The following is a 25,614-nucleotide window of genomic DNA, read 5'->3' on the forward strand; positions in this document are numbered from 1 at the left end:
CCTCCAACCTCCAACTTCCAACCTCCAACTTCCAACCTCCAACTTCCAACCTCCAACTTCCAACCTTAACAATTAACCCTTAACAATTAACCCTTTCCACCCCAAACATTTATATTTACCATAACAAACCCTTGACGCCTTGCTCGGAGCCGCCCTTTTAGTACTTTTCCTCTTCTTCGCCTCCCAACCTATCCTGGGCAACCTGCAGAAGGAGCACAAATGGATCAAAGCCGGATTGCTCAACCAGATGTACTGGTATCACATGTTTTTTGGACTGGTCTATTGGACCTATTCACAATTCTTTCGTTCTGATTCAATTAGCTATTTTTACAGTTATAGACATTACCAAAATTGGTTTGAAGCCTTTGAACCCGGTACTTTATTCATTGAGTGGGTAAACTTCCCACTTGTCAAATGGCTGGGCTTCAACTACGACATGATGATGTTCTTCAGTACCTGGGTGGGGTTCTGGGGCTTTGTCTACTTCTACCTCTTTATGAAGGAAAACCTGCGCTTTAATCCGAAATTCGAGGGTTGGGATGCAATCACCATCTTTATGTTTTTGCCGAATATGCACTTCTGGACTGCCTCACTCGGAAAAGGAGCTTATATCTTTGCCGGTTTGGCCATTTTGACCTACGGGCTCTCTTGGCCAGCCAAGCGGATGTGGCATATCGGAATTGGAAGTTTTATCTGCTACATGATCCGCCCTCATATCCTCTTTGCGGTATTGATTGGCATGGGGGTAGGCTTTGTTTTGGGCAGGGAAAAGGTTCCGCTCTACCAGAAGTATATGGTCGTAATATTTGCAATTGGGATGAGTGTTTTTGTCTACGAGGACCTGCTGGTATTTTTAGGCTATGATCCAAACAATGTTGTGGAGAGTTTTGAGGAAGAGTCTGCTTTAAACTCCCAGCGTCTTCAGGCGGCTGGTTCTGCAGTGGATATGGCCAATTACAGCTTGCCCATGAAGCTCTTTACGTTTTGGTTCCGGCCACTTTTTATCGACTCACCCAATGCCATAGGCCTGGTGGTTTCCATGGAGAATGCGCTGTACATCTACATGTTCAGCAGAATCGTAAATAAGGATTTTATCAAATACATAAAAGTTGCTCCAGCCATGGTAAAAATGGCAGGGGTGGTCTTTATCTCCATCTCCATCTCCATGACCTTTGTAATGTCCAATTTGGGCATCATCATCCGGCAGAAAAGCCAGATCATGTACTTTATGCTTTTTGTAATTGTAGGATTCCTGGACTGGCAAAAAACCAACAGAATAAAAAAACGTGGCGAAATCTACAATCGCATCGTCGAAGAAGAACGCCGCCGCCTCGCCGAAGTCGAATCTTAAACCTTTGAGGTTTTTCAAACCTCGAAGGTTTTCATTCCCTCTTACCACTCCTTCAACCCTTAACTTTTAACATTTAACGCTTAACAACGAACGACATCCTAGTTCATTTTTTCTCCAAGTCTAATTGGGTAGAACCTCGAAGGTTTTCATTCGCACTTACCCCCCGACAACCCGATAACCTGACAACAGGCCAAAAGGACATCCACCTTCAATCATCCAGTATCAAACCATCAATCATCCAGCATCCGAAAACCCTTAGCTCCTAACCCTAAACAATTGGCCACTAAAACAGAACAACCAGACAACGAATAGAAGTGTAAGAACCTAAAGAAGGGATGTCCTGTTCCCTGGAGAGTAAAAAAGGAACCAAATTTGGTTCCTTTTTTATTTAAAAATTTATTGATTTCCATTCACCTTCCACTTAAGATTTGCTATCACCTTGTTGGCAAACTCAAGTTTTTCTGGGAATAAGACCTTTTTCGAATTCGCACTTAGAGAAGAATCATTTCGGATTTTCACTCCAAGTTTACTTGCACCTTCTAGTTTTTGGTTGGAATTCATAGGGATAATTTTCACTTACCTAACTCCAAATCTTGGCAGACATACTCCAGTAACTTGCATGGATCCTCGTCGATAGCCTTTGCGATTAGGTAAAGTTCCGCCGCGGTAAGTTTGGTTTTTGGATTTTTTGTCAGTTGCCCAATTCTCGCGTCACTTAGCCTAGTTTTTCGTGCTACTTCAGCTTTATTAACTGATTTCTTTTGAAAAATTTCTCCCAATCTGGTCATCATGTGATATTCTTTATACTAAAGTAAAAAATCTTTAAATAAATGTAGAAAATCTTCATCCTATTTCTTGAATAATATAGAAATTCTATATATTATTGCTTAAAATCAATATGAAGGAAGATAGAAATAAAGGAGACACCCAATTCAGCGGCCTCTCTCTTCAATTGGATCAGGAGGAGACGTCTAGATTTCGAGAATCATTAATTCGGTTATTAGACCGGATAGAGGTTCAGGCAAGCGATCAGGTACAGCTAAATGACATTAAAGAAATCTTCAAGCTGTTAGAATATTTCTCAAAAGAATCATAGAACATGAAAAATCTGGTTGCATCACACTTCACTTCACAAGCCCTAAGAAATTCTGTGCAGTTGCCAGGTTGCGTGCAGACGCTAGAATTTTCATGTAATGATTTTTTGCCCACTCAATTATGGGAATTGTCTGTCTTTGACCGCCTCTTTCCCCTGAAGCCCAAGAACCCGATTTAAAACTTAACACTTTTTCTCCCGGATTGCTTCCGCGCGGACTTTGTACACTCCGACGGGACTACCACTACTAATCTGGGAGTGACGAAAGCAGCTGTCGACTGTGGTCTGTGGACCTTTGACCAAAGCATCGATAAGCCTTCCACTGCAGAGGAATTTGCGCTTATCCCATTATCCATTTCTTAACCTAAAGCTGGCCAGATCGAGGTCGGGTGGGAGAGGTCTGTCTTTTTAGAGACAAGAAGCGAGAACCAAGAACGGTATTGGCTTCGACTTCGCTCAGCCTGACACCGCACGGCAGTGGACCGTCGTCTGTGGACCGTTGACCGTTGACCAAGCCCAGCTTCTAACAACCTAAAAGCATGAAAAAAATTCTATTCACATGCTTCCTGATACAGCTATGTCTGTATGGAAGCCCACCGGTACTGAGTCAAGTTGTTCAGTCACCCGGGGCCGATCTTCTTCATAGGTTCGCCGGCCCCACCGTCTCCCCGCATTCAGGAGACACCCATCGGGGAGGGGAGACCCTCTCCGATACTTTCCTCAAGTTTAATGATGGAGCAGAAGTCTCCAGCCATCCACTGCACAGCGGTGGACCGTGGACTGTTAACAGTGGACTTAACATCCCTACAACAGCCTCAGCAGACAATCCGACAACCAAGCAAGCCAGTTTCTCCCCCTTCAGGGGGCCGGGGGGTACAACCCGACAACCGGATAACTGGACAACAGCCTCAGCAGACAACCAGACAACTCTCCCGTCTCCCCCCTCCGTCCTGATCTACGGAGAACTCATCAATCCGGATTCTCTCGGGATACTCAAGCTCAGTTACAGCGAGGTGTTTCTTTCCCAGGGCTTGGCCCTGAGGGACACCGCATTTCAGCCTGTCCTGACGCACGGGACTTTTTTTGACGGGGTCCTCGACCCCCGTGTTCAAAAATTCCAGGCTAGGATCCCGGTAAAAGAAGGTCCGGCCCTGCTCAGCATGGATATCGGGCAGCGCTCCCTGCTCAGGGATTACTTGGTCTACCCCGGCGACAGCATCAAGATCGGTGCCGACCTCCAGGACTTTGCCATCGTTTTTTCCGGGCCTCAGGCAGCTTGGTTTGAAGCCCAATATGCAGTCAAACGCGCACAGGCGGCCGCTAAGTTTGGGGCCAGCCGTACCCTGTTGGAGAATAATAAAGAAGTTCTGCTGAATAGGGAGGATAACAGATCCCGCTTGGAAGCCCAGGATACCGTGTTTGGGGCGAGGATTTCCATCTATGAGTTTGGCCATGACGGCCTCGACATAGAGCTTTCAGTCTTGTTGGACACATCCAGAACTGCGATTCCGGGCTGGACTGCCCTCCAGGCCTTCCGGGGACGGATCCCCCCGGACAGCTTCGCTCTGCTCGAATCCCAATTGCTCGGTAAATTCTACGCAAGCCATCTGGCTACATTCAGAAAATACCACTATGCCATGCCATTGGCCCTCGGCGACAGCACGGCTGCCCGCAGGGCAAAAGCGGCTATGCCGGAAGTCCTCTCCAAGCTCGATGCAGACCTTTCGGAGGTGTTGGCCAAGGGCCTCAGTCCCGGTGCAATGGACCTTGCCAGAGAAAGGAGCGTTACGGACCGGACCCTCAAGGGAAATTCGGTGGAGGTATCGGTAGCCGGAAAATTTCAAAGTCCAGTCAGAGAACGCCTCCTGCTTTCCGTCCTGACCAAACGGCTCCAGCTTGGCGGAATTGATCCCGAAGAGTGGGAGACATATGCAGCCTATCTGGAGGGCACCATGGTAGATTCCGGTTTTGAAGCACTTAAGGCTTCCTTCCAACCGGGCGTACCCCTTTCTCCGGCGGCTTTTCTGGGCTTGGATGGTGCTGAGATATCCCTCGACGAGTTCAAGGGAAAACCAGCCTTGCTCTATTTCTATTTCTCAGGTTGCACACATAGCGGCAATTATTTCCGCAATTACCTCTGGCCTTTCTATCAGGAGGTAGGAGAAGAATTGGGCCTTCAGGTCATCGCAGTCTCAGTGGACCGGGATCTGGATTTGTGGAGAGCAGAGCTGTCAGCCTACTCCAGCCCTGAAATTACCAACCTGAATCTTCCATCGGACCAATCGGAAGCATGGCTTAACCGCTACCACATCACCGGCTTTCCTCGCACAATGCTGCTTGATGGAGAAGGCAAAGTCCTTTCGCATTCTCTCAGCTCCATAGACTATGAAGATTACAAATCGCGGATCCTTTTCCTGCTCCAAACTGACCAATCCAATGCAAACAATTCAATCCTTTAACCCAATCTATCTATGCGAAAAATTTTATTCATCTGCCTTGCATTCCTCCTGACAGGTGGGGTCTGGGCACAACAAGCGGAACTCTTTCCCATCAGGGGAAAAGTGTTACAGATTGCCGATAGGAAACCCCTGCCCGGCGTCACTGTCGTACTCAAAGGAACCACCACCGGTACCGTAACCGATGCGGACGGCGTGTTTCTGATCAGCCTTCCCAAAGGAGAACATTTCCTCACTTTTAGTTTCATTGGTCTGATTTCCACTGAAGTGAAGGTGACTGTACCGACAGCAGAGCCACTGGAAATCACCATGCAGGAAGATACCAGGACACTCGCAGAAGTGACCGTAGTCTCCACCGGATTTCAGGATCTGCCGGCTGAGCGGGCCACGGGGTCTTTTTTCCAGGCGGACCAAAAACTGCTGAACAGGAAGGTAAGCACCAACATCCTGGACAGACTGGAGGACGTTTCCCCAGGCCTGATCTTCAACCGGGACAGAACTGACCTGCCTCCGGGACAAAGCATCAGCATCCGCGGTAATGCCACCCTGATGGGGGACCGCAGGCCTCTGGTGGTCGTCGACAACATGATCTACGACGGCCCGGTCGAAAACCTCAATCCCAACGATGTGGAGAGTATCACCGTCCTGCGGGACGCTGCCGCTGCCTCCATCTGGGGTGCCCGGGCCGGAAACGGGGTGATTGTCATCAAGACCAAAAAATCGGATTTTTCCCAGCCCCTTCAGCTCACATTCAATTCCAATTTCACAATGGGCCAGGCATTTGACCCCTTTTACCAGCCACAGATGGATATCTCCGATTTCGTGGATGTCGAGCAGCGTCTGTTTGGCGAGGGATATTACGAATACCTGTACGACAGCTATGACCAACGGGATGTTTCCCCGGTAGTGGAAGACCTCTATGCACACAGGGCAGGGGAGATCACTGACACAGAATTACAATCCAAAATTCAGGGATACAGAGAAAGGGATGTTCGTAGGCACCAGGCAGAATATTTCTACAGGCCCAGTTTCAACCAGCAATATTCAATGGGCCTGTCAGGTGGCACAAAAGGCTATGCCTACCTGCTTTCATTGGGCTACGACACCAACAAAGAAAGCAACCTGGAAAAAGGCAGGAACCGGCTTACACTCAATACCCGCCAGAACTGGAATTTCTGGAAGGAAAGAGCTGACTTGGAACTCGGGGCTTACCTGATTGCAAATGAATCCTCCGACGGATTCCCGGATCTGGGTGACCTCTACCCTTATGACCTATTAGCCGACGAACAGGGCAATCCTTTAACTGTGTTCAGGGACTACAACCCCAGATTCAAAGCACAGTCCATGGAATTGGGAGCCCTGGACTGGAACTATCAGCCTCTTGCTGAAATCGGCAGGTCTCCATTGGTAAGAAAAGACCGGGAAGCCAGAATCAACCTGAGACTTGGGCTAAAACTAGCCGAGGGATTTAGTCTTCAAAGCAGCTACCAGTATTGGCTTCAGAACGGCTTTCAAGAACAGATCAACGGGTTGGATTCCTACAGCGCAAGAAATTTGGTCAACCTTTACTCCAAACTTGCTATGGGAGTCAATCCCGTCTATGGAATCCCTCCTGGCGGGATCAGGGACTTTACGGATTATAGCGGCTTCAGCCATACTTGGCGAAACCAACTCAATTTCCACAAAAAGCACGTTTCTCACGAATGGAATGCATTGGCAGGATTTGAATTCAGGGATTTCCAAAACAGCGCCAACCAAAACCGGTCTTACGGCTTTGACCCCGACACCGGAATATCCCAGGCGGTGGATTATGTCAGTTTCTTTCCCCAACTCAATACCGGATGGGGGGCACAGGTCCCTTTTGGGCAAACAGCTACGGGCACCATTAACAGATATGTATCCCTTTTTGCCAATATGGGTTACATTTTCCGGGACAAGTTTCTGGTCAACGGATCGCTTCGCTCCGATGCATCTAATCTGTATGGGGTGGATACCAACCAAAAGCGGGTACCGCTCTGGTCTGCTGGCTTGGGTTGGATTCTTAGCGAGGAAGATTGGCTGGATGTCTTCTGGATTGACTTCTTAAAAGTCAAAGCAAGTCTGGGCTACAACGGCAATACCAACCCTGCTGGGACGGCCTATACCACAGGTAAGCTTTTTGGCTCCAACACCAACCCTTGGGTAGGCCAGCCCTGGATGAGTCTGCTCAATCCGCCTAACCCCCAGCTCAGATGGGAGAAAATCAGGATTGCCAATATCGGATTGGAATGGGAGCTGTCTAAAGGCCGCATGCAGGGTTCAGTAGAAGGCTATCGAAAAGAAGGGGAGGACCTGTATGGCATCCAGCCCTACTTTCCCTCCTCCGGCAACAATACGGTAAATCGCAATTACGCAAATACACTCACCCATGGGTTTGACCTAAGCCTCTCCGGTGATATCATCCGGGGTCCGGTCACCTGGACAGCTTTTTGGTTTCATTCCATGGTAAAAGAAAAAGTCACTTATTACGCCAACGAGCCCAGACCGCAGAATGTAGCTTCCTATTCTTCCGGAAGGTCGGGTACCTTGCCCGAACCGGTAGAAGGTTTTCCTCTGTACAGTATATTCAGTTATCCTTTCGCAGGTTTGGATCCACAGGATGGAAGCCCAAGAGGTTATTTGGACGGAGAGCCCAGTAAGGACTATGCTGCCATACTCAACCAGACCAAACTGGAAGACCTGGAATTTCACGGATCCGCAATCCCCACGCATTTTGGAGCCATTCGCAACCAGCTCAGCTGGAAAGGTTGGGAGTTTTCGGTAAACGTGGCCTACCGTCTGGGGTATTGGTTTAGAAGGGAGTCAGTGAATTATACCTCCCTCAACAGGGGAAATATCACCCATTCCGACTATGCGCTACGATGGCAAAATCCAGGAGACGAACTCCACACTGAAATACCATCAGATCCACTGACGGTCAACGAAACCCGGACATCCTTTGAACTGGTCAACGCCAGTCGGGTAAGAAGGGGAGACCATGTCAGACTGCAGGACCTTCAACTGGCCTATACCTTCCAAAAGAATGAGCAAACCAAATTTCCATTCAGTTCCATGAGAATCTATGGCTATGCCAATAACCTTGGCATTCTCTGGAAGTCGGCAAAGGATGTGGTAGATCCAGATTACCGAAACATCCAGGCATTATCCACCTATTCCCTGGGTATCAACATTCAGTTTTAACCCTCCGGAGAGGGTAAAAGATTGCAGGTATTTAAAAAAACTTTCTCATAGGGATATAAACCCGATACCTGGCAATCCGGTGGCTGGTTACCACCACCCTCTCCGGACCAAACATTAGAAAAAATGAAAAAACAGATTAGACTAATTTTCGGACTCGGTTTGGGAATCCTTTCCGTATCCTGTGAGGGCTTTCTGGATGCGAAGCCCGAGCTGTCACTTGCCATTCCGGAAGAACTTTCCGAATTCCAGGCTATCCTGGATGCCGAGCCCAGGCAGATGAACTATTCCCCCAAGATTCCCCTGATCTCCGCCGATGAGATGCTTTTGGGTGACGCAGCATTGCCCAGAATGAACCAGGAGGAAATTTGTGCCTATCGCTGGGAGGGGGATTTCTATGCCGTCAACGATTATGGGGTGGACTGGACTTACGGATATCAACCCATCTATTATGCCAATGTGGTGTTGGATGGTTTAGCTGAATTCCTTCCTGCTGATGAAGCAGAACGGAACCGGGCATTGAATCTGGAGGCATCCGCAAGGTTTTACCGGGCTTGGAGCCACTTTCAGCTGCTGCAGGTTTACGCGCCACCCTACGATCCGGATATCCCGGCGCAGCCTGGAATTCCAATCCGTCATTCCGCAGACATCAATCTGGCAACAGGTATTTCCGACCAGTCAGAGGTGTATAATTTTATTCTGGAGGATCTGGAGCTAGCCTATGCTGACTTACCGGAAATCTCCGACAAGAAAACAAGACCTTCCAAATGGGCTGTCGAGGCTTTCAGAAGCCGGATCTACCTTCAGATGCAAAATTACCCCAAAGCCCTGGAAGCCGCCAGCCATGCCTTGGGCTTGAGTGAAGTGTTGATGGATTACAAGACACTGGTTTCACAGGGTACTTATTTCTTTCCCAGGTTCAATTCGGAGGTGATCTACCATTCAAATCAGGCCACAACAGGTTTCACCTATTACCGGGAACAATGGGTCGATCCGGCATTGTATGCGCTTTACGAATCTGCCGATTTGAGAAAAAAAATCCTGTTTAAGGAAAGCCGGGTAGCAGGTCGGTACAACTTGGTTTCAAGGTATTCCGGTGATTATCAGGACTGGGGAGGCTTGGCTGTGGATGAAGTGATTCTTGATCGGGCGGAGGCAGCTGCTAGAATAGGACAAGAGGAGCTGGCCTTATCCGACCTAAACCGATTGTTGGTTAACCGGTATTCAGCTGGTTTTTCGCCATTGAACTTGGTAGGGAAGGAGCTGCTGAAACGAATCTTGGAGGAAAGGAGAAAAGAATTGGTGTTCAGGGGAATTCGCTGGATGGATTTGAGGCGTCTAAATCAGGACCCTGAATTTGCTGTGACTATTAGAAAAATGGTTGGAGGAAAAGAGTATGTCTTACTTCCGCAAGGAGAGGGCTATACGACTCCGATTCCTGATAGGGAATATGCCAACAATCCACTCTTGAAATAAAAAGGGCGGGAAACCTGATTTCCCGCCCCCATGGCTTAATCCATGTTGTTCACAAATATCCCCGGCTTAACCTGAGGAGCACTGTGGTTGGCTGCCTGCCGGGTACAGACTTGTGGGTCTTCATTACACAGGAAAGTAGTGGGACCCGGCGTCAGGCCGGTCACGTTGATCCAGTTTTGGCCATCATAGCCATACTCGGAAGTCTGGGCAGGTGCAAAAGCAAAAGCCAGAGTTGCTGCCAGCACTATTGCAAGTGCAGGCAGTAATTTGAGAAATTTAATCATCGTTTTGCCCTGTTTTTTAACAGATCAAAAACAGGAAAACCGTTTTCTTGAATCGCCTACTCTGAAAAGGGTTTTCGGCATCTCCCTGGGGATTCCATCAGTATTGGTTGGTCTCTCACTCCAGCCATCGAGAGAGATGGATTCCTTTTATCATATTTTTTTGGGGTGGGGATTCACAGCCTCCCTTCCCCTTTTTTTGTAACCTTTGAGGTTTTTCCAACCTCGAAGGTTTTAGAATTGCTCTGCCAACGTGAGTGTCTTCACTCACGACAGGATATAGTTAGTTTTTCGCCCCCGTGAGTGTCGCCACTCACGGACAACAGAACTTTAGTTCTAACCAAGGTCACTGAGCCCGGTTGGTGAGCTTGTCGAACCATGTCGAAGTGCGTCGAAGGGCAGCCATTGCTTGCAAGTTTTCGGCTGCGGAGCGGTGATCACACCTCACCGCTCCATTTTCATTCTTTGAAATTTCCACTAAAGTCCTATTGCACAGAAACTGGTAAGTAGTTATATTGCTGTAAGAGAAGTTGATAAATCCCCTGTTTAACCTTAACACCTCATCAGCCCAGGCCCGCCTTGGGCTTTTTTGTGAACCGCATGCAGGGCCATAGACACAACTGATGTTTTGCCCAGGGTTTTAACCCTGGGACCTCTAGCTCAAGTCTTTCGACTTGTGCTTTTTGGTATGCAGTCTTCAGACTGCTTCTTTGACACCTCCCAACTTCCCATTTTTAACCTTTAAACTTTGTCCTTTCAAACTTCCCGCTCCGTACCTCGGCATGGATTGCCTTTTTCCAATCAATACTCCTGCGCCGAGGTCAATGGCCTTTGTCTTTTTTTACCGTGGGTGTAGCGTAGCGGAACCCACGGCTTTTACAAATGGCCCCTTCAGGGCCCGTCTCAACCAGACAACCGGACAACCTCAATTTTCCAATTTTTCAATTTTTGAATTTTCCAATCGAAGTCCCAGAACTCCAATCCCAATACAAATCAAATTCATCCAAAAATGCTCCGCCCAACCCAAACTTTCCAGGATTCCGGCACAGTTACACGGCACCCTCGGAAAAGCTCCCACCCAAATCAGTCCCACATAAGTGATGAAAACCGTCAACAGCAAGACACTGCCCAGGTATCCCCACCATCGTGTCACTGAAAAGAGTAGGAGCAGGGCAATCAGCAACTCAACTCCGGGTATTGTATAGCTTAATAGTTCAGCAAGCTCAGAAGGGAAGGTTTGGTTATGGAAGGCCTTTCGGCTGTCTTCAAACCGGACCAGTTTATCCATTCCGGTATAGGTCCAAACAAGTATAAGAAGTGTACTTGCACCCAATCCTTTATTTTTCGCCAACAAGTGATAAAGCTTCTCCATATTTTCAGAATTTTTGGAACCTGTTGCGCAAGTCTTTCGACTTGTGCCTATCTGTATGCAGTCTTCAGACTGCCTTTTTGTTCGCGGCTGTGGTCTGTGGTCCGATACTCATATTTTTTTAGTCACTCATCTTAGCTCATTAAATTTCAGAATAAGGATTCCTCAAATGCCAGAATGCGTCACCAACACATCAAAAAACAACATAGACAACCATCAATTCAACTTGGATGGGATTTAGTGAATATCCACTCTTTCCTTTTCGACGAAGTTTTCAAGTATCTCCAAGAATCTGAACCAAAAAAAAATAGTAGAATTATTTCCTTTTTTATTGAACTTAACTATATTCATAACTCTCGCGAGGAAATTTTAATCTGGCTGTGTCGGTTGGGCATGCATCTTTAAAATGCACTAGCCTTTTTTTGTCCTATGCATAAATGCTGAACAATAGAATAATTATCTATGCTCAGGATATTATGATTTTCACTGGTCGAAGTAAATCTTATGCTTATAAAATATTAAAGGAAGTCAAAACAGCGGTTGGTAAGTCAAAGCATAATCTTGTGACCATTCAAGAATTCGCCGATTTTCATAATATCCCAGTCAAGGAGTTACTGGATACTTTATTTAAGAAACATTAAAAAGGGCCTGATTTTAATCAGACCCTTGTTTGGAGTTTCACTCCTCCGGAATGACAATCCGGAAAATGCTTTTGATCAGCTTTTTAATTGGATTTCAGGAAAATTCTTAATTGCATCTTGTCAATTCTCACATAGCACTGATGCAAATAAGATAAGCTTCTTTAAATACTTGTAATAGTGGTGGAGCATTCACTGGTAATACTGGTGGTGAATACCCTATTGCCTTCTTTACTTCTTTCTGTCAGCCTTCGAACCTTGCTGTTTTGAAGTGCTTGACTGCAACGCTGACTCTCTTCTTTTTTTATCATAATCATTTACGTTTGGTGAATATGAAATCTATTCTAAGGCAGTTCTTTAATCAAGAAAATGTCATCAACAGCACCAATAAAGCGATAGAAAGCATCTATTCCACCTTCAAAAGGAGGCCTGTACTAGCTTTGTGGATACTGTGGACAGCATACCTCGGCATGGATGTTCTGACCAGAATTACGGGTAATTTAAGTTTCACATCCCTCCAAAATATCGCGTTGCACTATCTTGCGGGTGGTGTTTTTAACCAATTTTGGTTCTTCGTGATCTTGCCAAATCTGTTTTTCAGAAAAAAATGGCGGGTTCAATCACTTGTGTTTCTTGTTCTTTTTGGGCTTTTCATTTTCTTGAAAATCCAGTTGTTGAATCAATCCCAAAAAGAATTTGTACTTGGTAACTTGATTGCAACTGAATTCATAAGGGTGCTGGTCTTTCAAATATTTACGTCCGCGATTTGGGGGTTCTATATTTTCTGTGAGTCACAAAAGGAAAAAGATAAACTTGAAGTATCTTATGAATCCCTTACTATTCAGCACAAATCCCTTCAACTTTCCTCCCATTTTTCAAACAATATTTTAACCCAATTTGCTGCTGAAATCTTACCCTTATCGAAGCCCTTGTTTAAAGATTTTCTCAGATTCTCAGAACTTATCTCCTACAGCTATAAAGAAACGCTGAGCCCCAACTTCCTCACTGAAGAACTGAGGGCTATTGAAACATACATTGGTTTTCAAAGAAAAAGATTTGGAGCCAAACTTCAGTTTTCATTGGCTAATAGGGTGAACCCTGATTTGGGAAGCCGCTTGCCACTTCCCAAATGGACGCTGATGACCCTGGTGGAAAATATTTTTAAACATGGAAATTGCTTTTTGCCCGACAACCCCTGTATCCTGAATCTGGATTTGTCCGAAAATACCGATGGAAAAAGCCAATTCACCTTCTTTATAAAAAATTCTCCTGACACTGACGCCGTAGTGTCCTCCACCGGATTTGGAATTAACACCGTCGACAGGATTTTAGCACATCATTTTAAAAATGATTACCGGCTTCAGATTGAAGAAAATGACAGGGAATTCCAACTTAAAATAACAATAGGATATGGAAGAGATATTACGGATCGGACTACTGGATGATGAAGAAGGTGCACGGAAAGTGCTAGCTGAACATATCTCCCAAATTCCGAATTATAACATTGAATTTTCTTCGGATAACCAATGGTTTGCGCTTCAGGAAGTGAATGATAGAAAAATCGATATCCTGATCACCGATGTATCAATGCCGGGATTTTCCGGTCTGGAACTGGCAAAAAGGATTGTCCATCTAAATTTCCCGGTGATTCTCTGTTCAGCTTATGATAAGTACAGTGTGGAAGGATATAAAGTCAACGCAATCTACTTTATCAATAAAACGCCTCAGTTTTTGGATGTATCTGAAGCACTGAATAAAGCCAGGCTGATCTTGGGTCGATCCAAACCTGTGACTGCTCATTTTCCATCCCAGGAGGATGTAGTCCTAATCAAACTTCAGGGTGACTCCAAACAGGTCGTTGTAAGACCTCACGAAATCCTATTTTTGGAGCAAAATGAGGTCACCACAATTATTACTCTGGATTCCGGTGAGCAAATTAGAACGCGAAGCAGGTTTTCAGACACTTTGAATAAATTTAACCGCCCTTTTATTTATCGGGTCCACCGCTCTTTTGCAGTGAATTACCTGAAAATTAGATCATTTGACGCTACTGCCTGCCACATGCTCAATGGTCAGGTAATTCCCATTGGACAAGAATACCGAAAAGACTTTTCAAGCTACCTGGAATCAAAAACCATAGTTTAATTAGTGTTCTGCCGCTCATGCCAAACCTCAATTTTCTCATGTTCCTGTTGTCCTGCTTCTCCTCCGATCCCAATCGGGGCTGGACATCTCCATAACTCTGCAAGAGCTTCCAATTTCATAAACCACCCACTTCACGCCATTTGAACGGATAGAATCGGTAACTCATTAAAGGACCAACACCTTGCCCAAAACCCGGATTGAAGGGCGCGGTGGCCCGACGCAGCAGCGGGCCAGCGTCCGGCCTTGTGCGGTAGGAGCTTTGCTGCGTCTTGACCTTTTGGTCCTTTTGGGTCAAGCCAAAAGGACATAAAAGAAATACACATCAGAAGTCCCAATACCCTCACCCAAAGCCTCCAACTCCTTAAACTTCATCTCCGTTCCTCGGCATCGACCCCCTGTTCCAATCTTTACTTCTGCGCCGAGATCAATAGCCTTTGCCTTTTTATGCCGTGGGCTCCGCTGCGCTCCACCCACGGTTATTAAGATTAGGCCCCTTCAGGGCCCCACTAGCGCAAGTCTTCCGACTTGTGCTTTTTGTATGCAGTCTTCAGACTGCTTCTTTGACACCTCCTAACTTCCAATTTTTAACCTTTAAACTTTGTCCTTTCAAACTTCCCGCTCCGTTCCTCGGCATCGACTGCTTTTTTCCAAATCATACCCCTGCGCCTAGGTCAATGGATTTTGATCTTTTTTTGCCTAGGGTTCCGCTAGCGCTGCACCCTAGGCTACTAAAATATCAGGCCTTCAGCCTTCTTTCCGTTTTCCAGCTTCAATACCAGATAACACATTCAACACCGGTGCCGGATCAGTCGAAGTATTGGTCACCTAGACAAACGTTTCCAAGACAACCCGACAACAGCTCCGCGGTCAACTCGACAACCCACCAACTTCACCCTTTCTCTTTTGGAGAATAAATCACCTTTCCCAAGCGCTTATACAGATGAAAGTGAATCATATCCTCATATAACTTCCTGTCATTTAAAAAAAATCTATTGGCCTGCATGTGGATGTGGTTATTGATTAGCCTTAATCCTAATTCTCCACCGGCTTTAAGAACTGAATGGCCCAGAAATAGTTTGGAATAGACTTTTATCCATTTCTTTTGGTATTCCACTAATGTCTCTGAATTGATCAATTCCTGCCATATCCCCGTGATATTTTTAAGTTCTTGTTTGGACAACGCATTTACTTTTTCTTTGGAACACTGATAAACTGGTATCAGTATTGGATGGGCTGAAAGCATGGATTCCCACAATTCAGTCAATAGCACGGCATTTGCCGTAGGATTAAATTCAATAATTTTTAAGTCTCCATCTCCAGGCCGCTTCATCAAAAAAGATGATTCAAGATGAAAAAGCAATTCAGATTTTCGATAATCTGATCTTCCGTATTTTTTCGTTTCTGGGTAGTAAGGCCGAATTTCAAAAGGATGAAAGTCACTTCTTGATTTTGAAATACTAATATTCAACAACATCTTTTGCTGGATTTCAGTAAGAGTCAAAAATCTAATCCTGATTTGATATTGGCTCTGACTCGGATAAACCAAGTAGTACCATTTAATTTTCTCAGCGTTCAAAAAAACAAGTATAGTTTCGTCAAACCAAAAGGTCAAAAAGTCAAGTAGATTTTCTTCATTCACCCGAATCAATATATACAGGCAATCTCGATCGCAATGCTCAATGGAATTAATAAGTCCATGGAAATTGGGTTCAAATTTTGGCTTACTTTTTTGGGCTATAAACTGCGGATAAATTGGTTTTCCGCATGTTGAAACAAATTCACTTTTCCCTAACCAAGTCGGCTCCATTAAATTAACCTTTCCCCATTTATTCAACTCCGACCACAGGATGTTTAGCTCCATTTCTTTTTTCCAGTCCAGGAGTAGCTCCCTGTCCATATATCCAGCCACTATCGGGCTCGGTACCTCTGACTTTTCCAGCCACTTCCTTAATTCCATTTCATTGGAAATGGCGGAGGATCTGGCAATCCATCTTCGGTTTTGAAGAATTATATTGCCCCAACTCAAACGGGGAATGTAGCTGATATCTATCCTTCGGGATAGAGTAAATGGGAAAAATCGAAACTGCGTCTGATGGTCAAGTTCCCATAGCAAACGCATTATGGGGTGACTGATCTCTCTTCCGTTTAAGGGATGTGTCACCACAGGAATGATCGTTTTCAACAAGGTTCTGTGGACTAGTACAAATCGATCCCCAACTAGTCCCATTTCAATGTCTTTTAACTGGATGGCATCCGGACAGTTGTCAGAAAGAGGGGTAATATATTGTGTGAATAATTGCTTTGTCAAACAGATAGAATCCACTGATTCCGTTTCGAAAAGCCGAAGCTCAGCATAGATTACTTCCCCGTTTTGAAAAATTCGATTCTTGATTTCAACTTCTTTTTTATAAATATTCCCATCCCTGTTGAATCTTCCGAAATAAACAAAAGGCCGGTTGCAGACAATATTTTCAAGTTGAATGGATTCATTCCCAACGGACTTGAAGACTAACTGTAAGTCGAAAATACCTTTACTTATGGGTTGGGAATCGAAAAAATACCTTAAATCTATTGATTCAGAAGTCCAAAAATTTGGTGGGAATTCAATCATGGAATCAATTTCCTTTTCGAAATTTTTGCTCTTTAAAAAATTTCCTGTCAGAAATTCATGATCAACAGCAAGTAGTGATAAAGGAACAAATCGGTCATCAAATTTATCGGAAAACCAACCCCGCAGAGAATCAAAATAAGAACTTTTTGTTTGACTGAATAATTGCCCCGCAGTATCTTCGAATTGCTTAATGATTGTAAATACTTCTTTAGGCAAAGTAAGCCGGTCTTCAAAAACCTGATCAATTTTGATTTTTTGGGAGGATCGAATGGAGGATTCGATTTTTTGCTCACAATTAAGGATTCCCAGCTCCAGCATTTTCGCCCATATTTCCTCTGCCATTTCATCCCGGGGGTCCTCAAACCAACTTGAAAACGTTTCAAAAGTCACCGAATTTGACTTCTTTAAATTTTGGATCAGGATTTCAACGGTCTCATTTTTTGGGATCTCTACCAATCCCCAACGCCGGTCTTCGCAGAGGTAAGAAAGAAATCGTAAATAACCCCATGATTCAAAACTGTCATTGATTAAAAAATAGGAGAGACTTTTTAAATCAGAATTGGTTTCTTTTGCTGCAACATTTTCAAGAGAATTTACCTTATCCAAATCAAGTTGGGTTTTTTGATGGCCATCAATTCCACCAATCCCCACCGCCGCAAACTTTCCAAAAGGAGTTGCCCTATATCTCCCTCTTAAGATGTATTTATATACTTTTTTTTTGACATAGGGTCTAAGGTCTCTATACTGAAAAGCTGATACTTCCTCAAACAAACTTTCTGAAGAAACTGAAATCGCTTCTACTATTTTATCCCAATTTTCCTCAATCTCTTGTTCACTAGACGGCTCAAAATCAAACAATGGTGCTCGGAATAGAATGTCCATAATTTTTTTGAGCCATTCTATCTGGATTGTTTTTGAAAATCAATTCAACGTCATAAACAACCCTAAAATCACTACAGACAATCATTTTCAAAGTGTTTTCGCGCCTGAACCTTAACTCCCTCGTTGCTCGACTCCCGATAAATATCGGGATGCAATGTCGAGGTCCTGTTTTAAGATTTACAATCCGGAAACAAGAAAACTCATAGCCGACAACCTGGTTCGTGAGCCTGTCGAACCACGACAACCCACATCCGAAATCCGAAATCCGACATCCCATATCCTTCACCTACGCCTCACTAGCGCAAATCTTCCGACTTGTGCTTTTTAGTATGCAGTCTTCAGACTGCTTCTTTGACACCTTCCAACTTCTTGTTTTTAACCTTTAACCTTTTAAACTTCCCGCTCCGTTCCTCGGCAAAGACTGTCTTTTTCTAAACTATACACCTGCGCCGGGGTCAATGGATTTTGATCTTTTTTTACCGTGGGTTCCGCTACGCTACACCCACGGCTGTTACAAATGGCCCCTTCAGGGCCCGTCCCAACCCGAAAATCCACTGTCACCCTGAGCACCTGACCGACGAGAGTCGGGAAGTTCGAAGGGCGACAACCTGACAACGCGCAGCCGACAACCCCAGTCACCACGCCACAACTCCCCATTAAACCTTTAAATTCTTTTTAGGAGGAGTCAATCCATTTCTCAGACGTAGAGCTTGAATATCTGAAGTAGCTTGTAAATTTGAAACTTGAACTTAAGTTCTATTCTGCCACAGCAATCCCTTTCTATGAAAATAAATCTACTTTTTTTGGTTCTTATTCTTTCCTCTATAGGTCTATGTACTTCTGAGTCAGAATGTCCGGAACAAGTCTATTACCTGGATGATGATGGAGATGGGTTTGGGGATCTGAACCACCCCCTAAATCTATGCGAAGATAAAGCCGGATATGTTTTGAACAGCACAGATTGTGACGACTCAAATGCTTCCATCCACCCCGAGGCCCAGGAAATTTACGGGAATGAAATTGATGAAAACTGTAATCCTTCCGATGATAAATGCGCGGAGCTTGGGGTTTATGATGGATATCTTCAATTATCTTCCCAGCAAGAGGTGATTGATTTCGCTAGTCTATGCATTGAAGAAATAATCGGAGGGGGACTGGAGATAGGTGGTTCAGAAATCAATTTGGAAGACCCTATTACAGACATAAGTTACTTGCAAAGCCTAAAGAGAATTTCAGATGAATTGGTTATTAGGAATAATTACAAGTTACAAACGTTAAAGGGACTGGAAAACTTGGTTGAGTTAGGTAAAATTCTAGTCATCAGGAACAATGATAAATTAGTCAACCTTCAAGGGTTGGATAATCTTGAAGGTTTTAATTATGCTATGGAGGTGGATGATAACGAGTCTTTAGTGGATTTTTCAGGACTTGAAAAAATAAGATCATTTACAGCCACTGTCTCTATATTGAATAACCCCAAACTCCAGTCTTTCAATGGATTGAATAATGTGACACATTTTCAAAATTTATTGCTTGTTAAAAATGAAAGTTTAGTAGATCTAAAAATGTTGAAGGCTGTTCAGGGAGTTCAAAACCTGATTTTAAAGGATAATACTAATTTGAAAGCATTTTTTGATGAATCATTTACTCCTGGTGGTATGCTTGTTTTCATGCTAACCAATAGTCCAAACATAAAAAATCTGAAAGGTTTGATGGATAAATCCAGTTTTATTGGTGGTTCTGTTGTTATCCAAAATAATTTGAATTTGGAGTCTCTTGAAGGATTAAATCCAGCTCCGTTTATGGGTTTTGATGTTCAAATAACGGATTGTCCTAAACTCATTAATCTGCATAGATTGTCGAATATAGAGACTGTCCAAAGAGATTTAAGGATTGTAAACAATTCTTCAATTGTAAGTTTGCAGGGGCTTGAGAATGTCAGATCAGTAGGATTAAAAATACCGATGGGCTATCCTGATGGAGCTACTCCAAATCATCGACTGGAGATTGGGAATAATTCTAAGTTGGTGGATCTCTGTTCTATTGGAGATTTGATAAATAAAGGGTACACACAGGAAGTATCTATACACGGTAATATGTATAACCCCACGATCCATGATTTTGGTGAAAATAAGTGTAAGCTGTAATCCACTTTAAACTAATAACGTTTCGACGTTTTACAGAAGATTTAAGATCAGTAAAACTGTTTAGCTTCGCCATAGTTAATTGACCGGCTTGAGCCAGAATTTCATATGCCTTGGTTCGTGTCCACACGGACCGCAATTTCCTCCTGCTCCTCGATATTTGTAATGTCGAGGTCCCGCCATAGGATTTGCAATCCGACACCACACCCAACTTCTTTTTTTACCTTAGACACCGGTTGCCGAGCCCTGTTGGTTTGCTTGTCGAATCCAGTAGAGGCATGACTTTTAACCTTTCAAGCTTCCCGCTCCGTTCCTCGGCAAAGACTGTCTTTTTCTAAACCATACACCTGCGCCGAGGTCAATGGATTTTGATCTTTTTTTACCGTGGGTTCCGCTACGCTACACCCACGGCTGTTACAAATGGCCCCTTCAGGGCCCGTCCCAACCCGACAACCCGACAATCCGACAACCGGACAACCGGACAACCGGGCAACGTGATAACCTGGTTGGTGAGTCTGTCGAACCACGCCGAAGTATCGAACCACGACAACGCGCAACCGACATCCGACATCCGACATCCGACATCCGAAATCCGACATCTGACATCCAACATCCGAAATCCGACATCCGAAATCCCACATCCGAAATCCGAAATCCGACATCCCATATCCTCCACCTACTCACCATCAATGCGGCATCAAAGCACCATCAAAGCAGCATCAAAGTAGCATCAAAGCTACATATAGTCTAGGTTTTGGATCACCCCCAGATACATGTCAAGTCCATAGATTCCACAGATTCCACAAATTCCACCGATTCCATAATTTCCTCAAAATCCACAGAATCCACAGAATCCATAGATTCCACATTCGGTTTGATTTTCACTTTCCCGAATTCAGATTTGGTCATGTTTCACCAAAAAACAAACTGAACATGGCAAAACAATCAAGCTTTCTAAAACTCGAAGGTACCATCGGCGATGTCACCTTCTATAAAGGTCGAACAGGATTCAAAGCCCGCCAAAAGGGCGGAGTTTCCAAGAAAAAAATCCTCAACGATCCCAGATTCCGGCGAACCCGCGAAAACCTCCAGGAATTCAACCGCGCAGCTAGCGCATCCAAATTCCTCAAAGATGCCTTCCGGGTACTTGCCCTCAAATCCTCCGACGGAACCCTTCACAACCGCCTCTATTCCTTGGCCATGAAGGTGATCTACTCGGATATCCAGAGCAACCGCGGTGACAGAAAATTCGAACTCGGCAACATGCAGCTCCTCCGGGACTTCCAGTTCTGCGCACAGTCCACCATCGAAAATACCCTCTTTATTCAGGTCGGAATCGCCGACGCCCCAAACCAGGTGACCGTTACAATCCCTGCTTTTGTGCCGGCTGTTCACATCCGGCCGGTGGAAAAAACCACCCACTTCAGGATTACCCTGATCCGGGCGGATATCGACTTCGCAGCCAAAACCTATACCTCCCAATCGGCTACCTCCGGGGAAGTACTGATCGGGATGACGGAAAATCCTCCCCTGGACCTCGTGCTCCCAAAGGTTGCCGTCCCCGGTACCAACCACTTCTTTGCCCTGGCAATCGAGTACCTCCAGGTCCTGGAAAACGGGTCCAAATACGAACTCTACGACTTGACTCAGAACCCGGCCAAAATCCTGGTCGTCTCCTGATCCGGTCATGAAGATTTTGTTGGAAAGGGAATACTGGCCCACCAGTACACATGGCAGGATCTCGGTCAATGACCGCTGGGTCTGCCATACCCTGGAGCCTCCAAAAATTCCCGGAAACCCGAAGAAATCCTGCCTTCCCGAAGGGTCATACCTGCTGGGCAAGGAGGATCATCTGCCTCTGATGACTCTCCAAAAGTCCCCAAAAGGGGAATTTGTCGGAGTGATCTGCGCCCAAAAGGGTCTGGAGGTAGATATGCCGCAAACCATCATCCCGGTGCAGTCAATCCTCTCCGAAGGGAAGGGAACCAAACCTACAATGGCCTTTGGAAGACTGCTGAATGCGCTGGGTATAGCCAACAAGGCTGGAGAAACACTTCGTCTGGAGATAAGGAGCTGTCCGGACAAGGCTCTCAACCTGGCCTTCTGCGAAACCGAATGGATGGATTGATGGTCCAGGCAATTGTGGGAGGGGTCTTTGGACTCCTCCTTTCTATCATCGCCTATTTCCTGAAGCTCCTCATACAGGATTTCAGGCAGATGAGTAAAGAATTGGGAAAAATGAAGGAAGTCATGGTGCGCCTCCAAAGCGAACAAGCCCTGATCAAAGCGCTTTTACAAATACCTGACAAAGTACCCAAAAGCCGAAAGATCCAGCCCTATGCCTAACTCCTTCAATTTAGCTGCTGATCACTGATTACTGACCACTTCAAACTGAACACTGATCACTGCAAACTGACCACTTCCCATTAACTCTTAACTATTAACACTTAACCATTAACAACTATGAATCTACTAAGCGAAGTAAAAACCCGGGCTCTCGCCCCAACCCCTCCCTTCTTCCAGCTGCTGAAAAAGGCAGGACTCCTGATCGCCGCTGTAGGTATGGCCATCATGACAGCCCCCGGATTGGTTCCCGAACTGATCCAGCAAGCCGCAGGCTATGCCATCACCGCCGGCACCATCCTGGTAAGCATCTGCCAGCTGACGGTAGACGAAAGCCGGTTGGAAGAAAAGCTGCTGCAGGCGGTGAAGTAACTTTCAATTGCTTCTAATCTTAAACCCGGGCAGGATTCCTACCCGGTTTTTTTATTCCCTTCCCTCAGTTCGATATACATCATTCGATGTTCAGTATTCGATATTTTCCATTCGATATTCAGTATTCCTCATCCCCCTTTTTGTGCCCTTTGATTCTTTTGTGTTTCCTGTTGTTCCTTTTGTCCTGCTTCTCCAGAAGCTGGACATCCTCTGTGGTGCAAGGTCTTTTGACTTAACCCTTAACCTTTCAAATTCCCGCTCCGTTCCTCGGCATCGACTGCTTTTTTCCAATCTATAATTCTGCGCCGAGGTCAATGGATTTTGATCTTTTTTTTGCCTAGGGTTCCGCTAGCGCTGCACCCTAGGCTATAAAAATGTCAGGCCTTCAGCCTTCTTTCCGTTTTCCAGCTTAAATACCAGACAACACCTGCTCATCCCTGCTCCTCGACATTTGTAATGTCGAGGTCCTTCCATAGGATTTGCAATCCGACAACTAGACCACCTGACAACCCCAGCTTGCAACCCGACATCCGGATAACCTGAAAACCCGACAACTCAATAACCGGACAACTGGACAACTCGCAGCCGACAACCGGACAACTTGAAAACATTGCCACTGCGACTGATCACTGATGACTACATCGGTCTTCCGTCTTCCGTCTTCCGTCTTCCGACTTCCGTCTTCCGTCTTCCGTCCCCCACAACTCGACAACAGCTTCAGCGGACACCCCGACAACCCAACACCCCGAAAACCTGGAATGCCCACCACCATTGTTTAGTAACCGTAGTTCATACTGACCGAGGTTCTGCATATAATTCCGCAACTTTTTAAACCTGCCAATCGTTGGCGATAATTAAATCAAAACTAAACAATGAGAAATAAAATTATTAAACTCTCAGCACTGGTGTCTGTACTATTTTTAAATGCTTGTAAAACTGAGAATTCAGAAACAAAAATGAATGATTCCTCAACAGAGGAAAATCTATACTTTGGGTATAATCCACCGGGACTGACTCCTGAAATTTTTGTTCCTAATAAAAGTACTTCTGAAGATTGGAAATTAGGGAATCAGGACTCTTTGGATATGAAAGAGTTTTACTTCACTTACTCAGGAAACAACCCTTTTGAACCAGCTGTTATTGTTTATCGACAAGAGGAAAGTTATTACCGCGTTGCTAAGTATACCTTTAATCCTAATCCTGGCGATAGTAAAATCTTATACTCCAGATGGAACTACATAGAGCGTACAGATTCTGGATGGTCCAAAATTAAAAGTCTAGGCCCCATGTTTGATAGGGAGGATTTGGGCATTATGGTGATCTCAGTATCTTCTAAAGGGACTGTTGTTTTTGATGACTATAAAAGTGATGACGGAATCCGAATGTCAAGAATTATAGACGGCAAACGGGAAGAGCCCAAACTTCTCGGTAAGGAAATTAACACGGGTCAATGGACCGCTCACCCGTTTATAGCTCCTGATGAATCTTATTTGATTTGGGATAGTGAGAGAGAAGAGGGATATGGTGCTTCGGACCTTTACATTAGTTTTAGACAAAAAGATGGTTCCTGGGGAGCAGCGATTAATTTGGGAGATAAGATAAATACAGCAATAGTAGAAAATGGAGCGAAGGTCACACCTGATGGGAAATACTTGTCTTTTGATAGGTCAGAAGAAAAAGTAAACGAAGATGGCAGTACCTATTGGGAATCAAACAAATATTGGGTAGATGCAAAAATTATTGAGAATCTAAGATCTCAACAGTAATTACCTGCACTTTTCGGAATAGTGTCCGAAATCCCGCACTACGCTTATTTTTGGCACTTAGGTAAAATTTAAAATATGTATATCCGCTTTTATGCCAGTAACGAGATGAAGAGTCCAAAATCTACCATTGAAGTCCACTTCGGTCTCCCGTCTTCGGTCTTCCTGCTCCAAAATCAAAGAAAATTAGGTTAGTGGTACCATTGCGGATATTCATAATTTAAAACAATCAAAATCATATATGAAAACACATCTCAAAATATTGGTTTCTATTTGCCTGATTCTTTTAGCATCCAATCAAATTATTGCGCAGGATGCTACCAAAGCCCATAAGGATTCTTTGGAAACAATTGTTAATAAATACTATGATTTAAACCTTAAAATATTTCAAGCAAATTCCATAGTAGAGGATATCGACAACACTTTTGAACTTTTCACTGACGACTTTACATATGTTCATCCAAAATATGGCGGAATATACACAAGAGAGGATTTGTATAGTGGATATGTCCGAAACCAAAAAAATGGAGGTTATGATGGAAAAGTCACGGATATTAAAATCCATAACAAGATTGTTGGGCTAAACGCAGTCGTTGTGCAAAAAAGTTTTGTGGAGAAAAAAGATGGTGAAATCAAAGATGGAGAACCAGGAATGACACTTTTTGAATTTAGGGACGGTAAAATATCTCGAATCTTTGAGTATTGGTAATGAAATAAAAAACTGTACCTAACAACTAGGTTTTCGTTGCGTTCCCGTTTTCCTGCTCCAGTTGTCCTGCTTCTCCAGAAGCTGGACCATCAATGATCAATTCCCAAAGACAATTGAACATAGAAAATTGAGTTTGTCCATTGAAAATTGACAACCCGACAACTCGACAACCCCCTTTGGCGCAAGTCTTTCGACTTGTGCCTACCTGTATGCAGTCTTCAGACTGCCTCCTGTTGTCCTGCTTCTCCAGAAGCCGGACTGGAATCCGGTTCCTCGACTCCCGTTAAATATAGGGATGCAATGTCGAGGCCCTATCATAGGATTTGCAATCCGACCCACTATCACGGGAAATTGTAATTCCATTGTCTTATGAATTGGTTTTCCCCTCACTAACCTTTGAGCTAATAAATAGGAGTTTCACCCCTTTGGGGCTAAAACTATTAAGTCAATCGTTTTACCACGGGCTCCACCCGCGGTCATGAATGGTTTGGCTCCTTCGGAGCTTCCAGGATCAGAGCAATTTTCAAGGCCCAAAATCGAGGATTTGCTAGACGGTTTTCTAGATCCGAAGGATCGTCACTTTTCATGACCTCCGGTGACTGAAAGGAGCCGGAGGTTAAGGATTATAGAAGCTTACTGAGCTTCCAGGATCAGAGCAATTTTCAAGGCCCAAAATCGAGGATTTGCTAGACGGTTTTCTAGATCCGAAGGATCGTCACTTTTCATGACCTCCGGTGACTGAAAGGAGCCGGAGGTTAAGGATTA

General features: G+C 44.7%; 19 protein-coding genes. 14 read left to right on the forward strand and 5 right to left on the reverse strand.

Annotation, left to right across the window (positions count from 1 at the left end):
* Nucleotides 1–139: 139 nt before the first annotated feature.
* Nucleotides 140–1,351 carry a hypothetical protein gene (locus tag B0E43_RS19580; RefSeq protein ID WP_077352982.1) on the forward strand — a complete coding sequence of 404 codons (1,212 nt, stop codon included), beginning with the start codon at nucleotides 140–142 and terminating at the stop codon, nucleotides 1,349–1,351.
* Between the two features lie 572 nt (nucleotides 1,352–1,923).
* Here B0E43_RS19580 and B0E43_RS19585 read toward each other — a convergent pair.
* Nucleotides 1,924–2,142 (reverse strand): helix-turn-helix domain-containing protein, encoded by a 219-nt coding sequence (locus tag B0E43_RS19585; protein ID WP_371454729.1) that lies wholly within the window; start codon nucleotides 2,140–2,142, stop codon nucleotides 1,924–1,926.
* A gap of 841 nt (nucleotides 2,143–2,983) precedes the next feature.
* Between B0E43_RS19585 and B0E43_RS19595 the strand changes: the two genes are divergently transcribed.
* The 3 genes from B0E43_RS19595 (at nucleotide 2,984) to B0E43_RS19605 (ending at nucleotide 9,592) form a co-directional block, all read left to right on the forward strand.
* Nucleotides 2,984–4,903, forward strand: coding sequence for a thioredoxin family protein (locus B0E43_RS19595; protein WP_077352986.1), 1,920 nt, complete (start codon nucleotides 2,984–2,986; stop codon nucleotides 4,901–4,903).
* Between the two features lie 12 nt (nucleotides 4,904–4,915).
* Nucleotides 4,916–8,119 (forward strand): SusC/RagA family TonB-linked outer membrane protein, encoded by a 3,204-nt coding sequence (locus B0E43_RS19600; protein WP_077352988.1) that lies wholly within the window; start codon nucleotides 4,916–4,918, stop codon nucleotides 8,117–8,119.
* Between the two features lie 123 nt (nucleotides 8,120–8,242).
* On the forward strand, nucleotides 8,243–9,592 hold the full coding sequence (locus tag B0E43_RS19605; protein WP_077352990.1) for a RagB/SusD family nutrient uptake outer membrane protein: 1,350 nt from the start codon (nucleotides 8,243–8,245) through the stop codon (nucleotides 9,590–9,592).
* A gap of 35 nt (nucleotides 9,593–9,627) precedes the next feature.
* Here the strand turns inward: B0E43_RS19605 and B0E43_RS19610 are convergent, their stop codons facing one another.
* Both B0E43_RS19610 and B0E43_RS19620 read right to left on the reverse strand, forming a co-directional pair.
* Nucleotides 9,628–9,876, reverse strand: coding sequence for a DUF6520 family protein (locus B0E43_RS19610; protein ID WP_077352992.1), 249 nt, complete (start codon nucleotides 9,874–9,876; stop codon nucleotides 9,628–9,630).
* A gap of 922 nt (nucleotides 9,877–10,798) precedes the next feature.
* A complete protein-coding gene (locus B0E43_RS19620) occupies nucleotides 10,799–11,245 on the reverse strand; it encodes a MauE/DoxX family redox-associated membrane protein (protein WP_077352996.1) in 447 nt (148 codons plus the stop codon).
* Between the two features lie 1,564 nt (nucleotides 11,246–12,809).
* Between B0E43_RS19620 and B0E43_RS22835 the strand changes: the two genes are divergently transcribed.
* Both B0E43_RS22835 and B0E43_RS19640 read left to right on the forward strand, forming a co-directional pair.
* Nucleotides 12,810–13,325 (forward strand): sensor histidine kinase, encoded by a 516-nt coding sequence (locus B0E43_RS22835; RefSeq protein WP_139352832.1) that lies wholly within the window; start codon nucleotides 12,810–12,812, stop codon nucleotides 13,323–13,325.
* Nucleotides 13,291–14,025 (forward strand): LytTR family DNA-binding domain-containing protein, encoded by a 735-nt coding sequence (locus B0E43_RS19640; protein ID WP_077353004.1) that lies wholly within the window; start codon nucleotides 13,291–13,293, stop codon nucleotides 14,023–14,025. Before B0E43_RS22835 ends, B0E43_RS19640 begins: the two co-directional genes overlap by 35 nt.
* A gap of 889 nt (nucleotides 14,026–14,914) precedes the next feature.
* Here B0E43_RS19640 and B0E43_RS19655 read toward each other — a convergent pair.
* The gene (locus B0E43_RS19655; RefSeq protein ID WP_077353010.1) at nucleotides 14,915–17,518 is read right to left on the reverse strand and encodes a lantibiotic dehydratase; all 2,604 of its coding nucleotides are present in this window, start codon (nucleotides 17,516–17,518) and stop codon (nucleotides 14,915–14,917) included.
* A gap of 782 nt (nucleotides 17,519–18,300) precedes the next feature.
* Here B0E43_RS19655 and B0E43_RS19660 point away from each other — a divergent pair.
* Together B0E43_RS19660 and B0E43_RS23020 are read left to right on the forward strand one after the other, a co-directional pair.
* Complete coding sequence (locus tag B0E43_RS19660) at nucleotides 18,301–19,665, forward strand: putative metal-binding motif-containing protein (protein ID WP_077353012.1); 1,365 nt, start codon at nucleotides 18,301–18,303, stop codon at nucleotides 19,663–19,665.
* 358 nt (nucleotides 19,666–20,023) lie between these two features.
* Entirely contained in the window at nucleotides 20,024–20,413 is a 390-nt protein-coding gene (locus B0E43_RS23020; protein WP_168171990.1) for a hypothetical protein, read from the forward strand.
* Between the two features lie 8 nt (nucleotides 20,414–20,421).
* On the opposite strand, the gene B0E43_RS23025 is transcribed toward B0E43_RS23020, so the two are convergent.
* Nucleotides 20,422–20,571, reverse strand: a complete 150-nt coding sequence (locus B0E43_RS23025; RefSeq protein WP_168171991.1) for a hypothetical protein — start codon at nucleotides 20,569–20,571, stop codon at nucleotides 20,422–20,424.
* Between the two features lie 24 nt (nucleotides 20,572–20,595).
* On the opposite strand from B0E43_RS23025, the gene B0E43_RS19670 reads away from it, so the two are divergent.
* From B0E43_RS19670 to B0E43_RS19695, 6 genes are all read left to right on the forward strand, one after another.
* The gene (locus B0E43_RS19670; RefSeq protein ID WP_077353017.1) at nucleotides 20,596–21,342 is read left to right on the forward strand and encodes a hypothetical protein; all 747 of its coding nucleotides are present in this window, start codon (nucleotides 20,596–20,598) and stop codon (nucleotides 21,340–21,342) included.
* 7 nt (nucleotides 21,343–21,349) lie between these two features.
* Nucleotides 21,350–21,790, forward strand: coding sequence for a DUF5675 family protein (locus tag B0E43_RS19675; protein WP_077353019.1), 441 nt, complete (start codon nucleotides 21,350–21,352; stop codon nucleotides 21,788–21,790).
* Nucleotides 21,778–22,008: a hypothetical protein gene (locus tag B0E43_RS19680; protein WP_077353021.1), complete on the forward strand. Its 231-nt coding sequence runs from the start codon at nucleotides 21,778–21,780 to the stop codon at nucleotides 22,006–22,008. Before B0E43_RS19675 ends, B0E43_RS19680 begins: the two co-directional genes overlap by 13 nt.
* Nucleotides 22,009–22,125: 117 nt before the next feature.
* Nucleotides 22,126–22,377: a hypothetical protein gene (locus tag B0E43_RS19685; RefSeq protein WP_077353023.1), complete on the forward strand. Its 252-nt coding sequence runs from the start codon at nucleotides 22,126–22,128 to the stop codon at nucleotides 22,375–22,377.
* A gap of 872 nt (nucleotides 22,378–23,249) precedes the next feature.
* Complete coding sequence (locus B0E43_RS19690) at nucleotides 23,250–24,143, forward strand: hypothetical protein (RefSeq protein ID WP_077353025.1); 894 nt, start codon at nucleotides 23,250–23,252, stop codon at nucleotides 24,141–24,143.
* A 238-nt stretch (nucleotides 24,144–24,381) separates the two neighbouring features.
* Entirely contained in the window at nucleotides 24,382–24,849 is a 468-nt protein-coding gene (locus B0E43_RS19695) for a nuclear transport factor 2 family protein (protein WP_077353027.1), read from the forward strand.
* The last annotated feature ends 765 nt before the right edge of the window (nucleotides 24,850–25,614 follow it).

The sequence above is a fragment of the Algoriphagus sp. A40 genome (genome assembly GCF_002002735.1).
Taxonomy (GTDB): domain Bacteria; phylum Bacteroidota; class Bacteroidia; order Cytophagales; family Cyclobacteriaceae; genus Algoriphagus.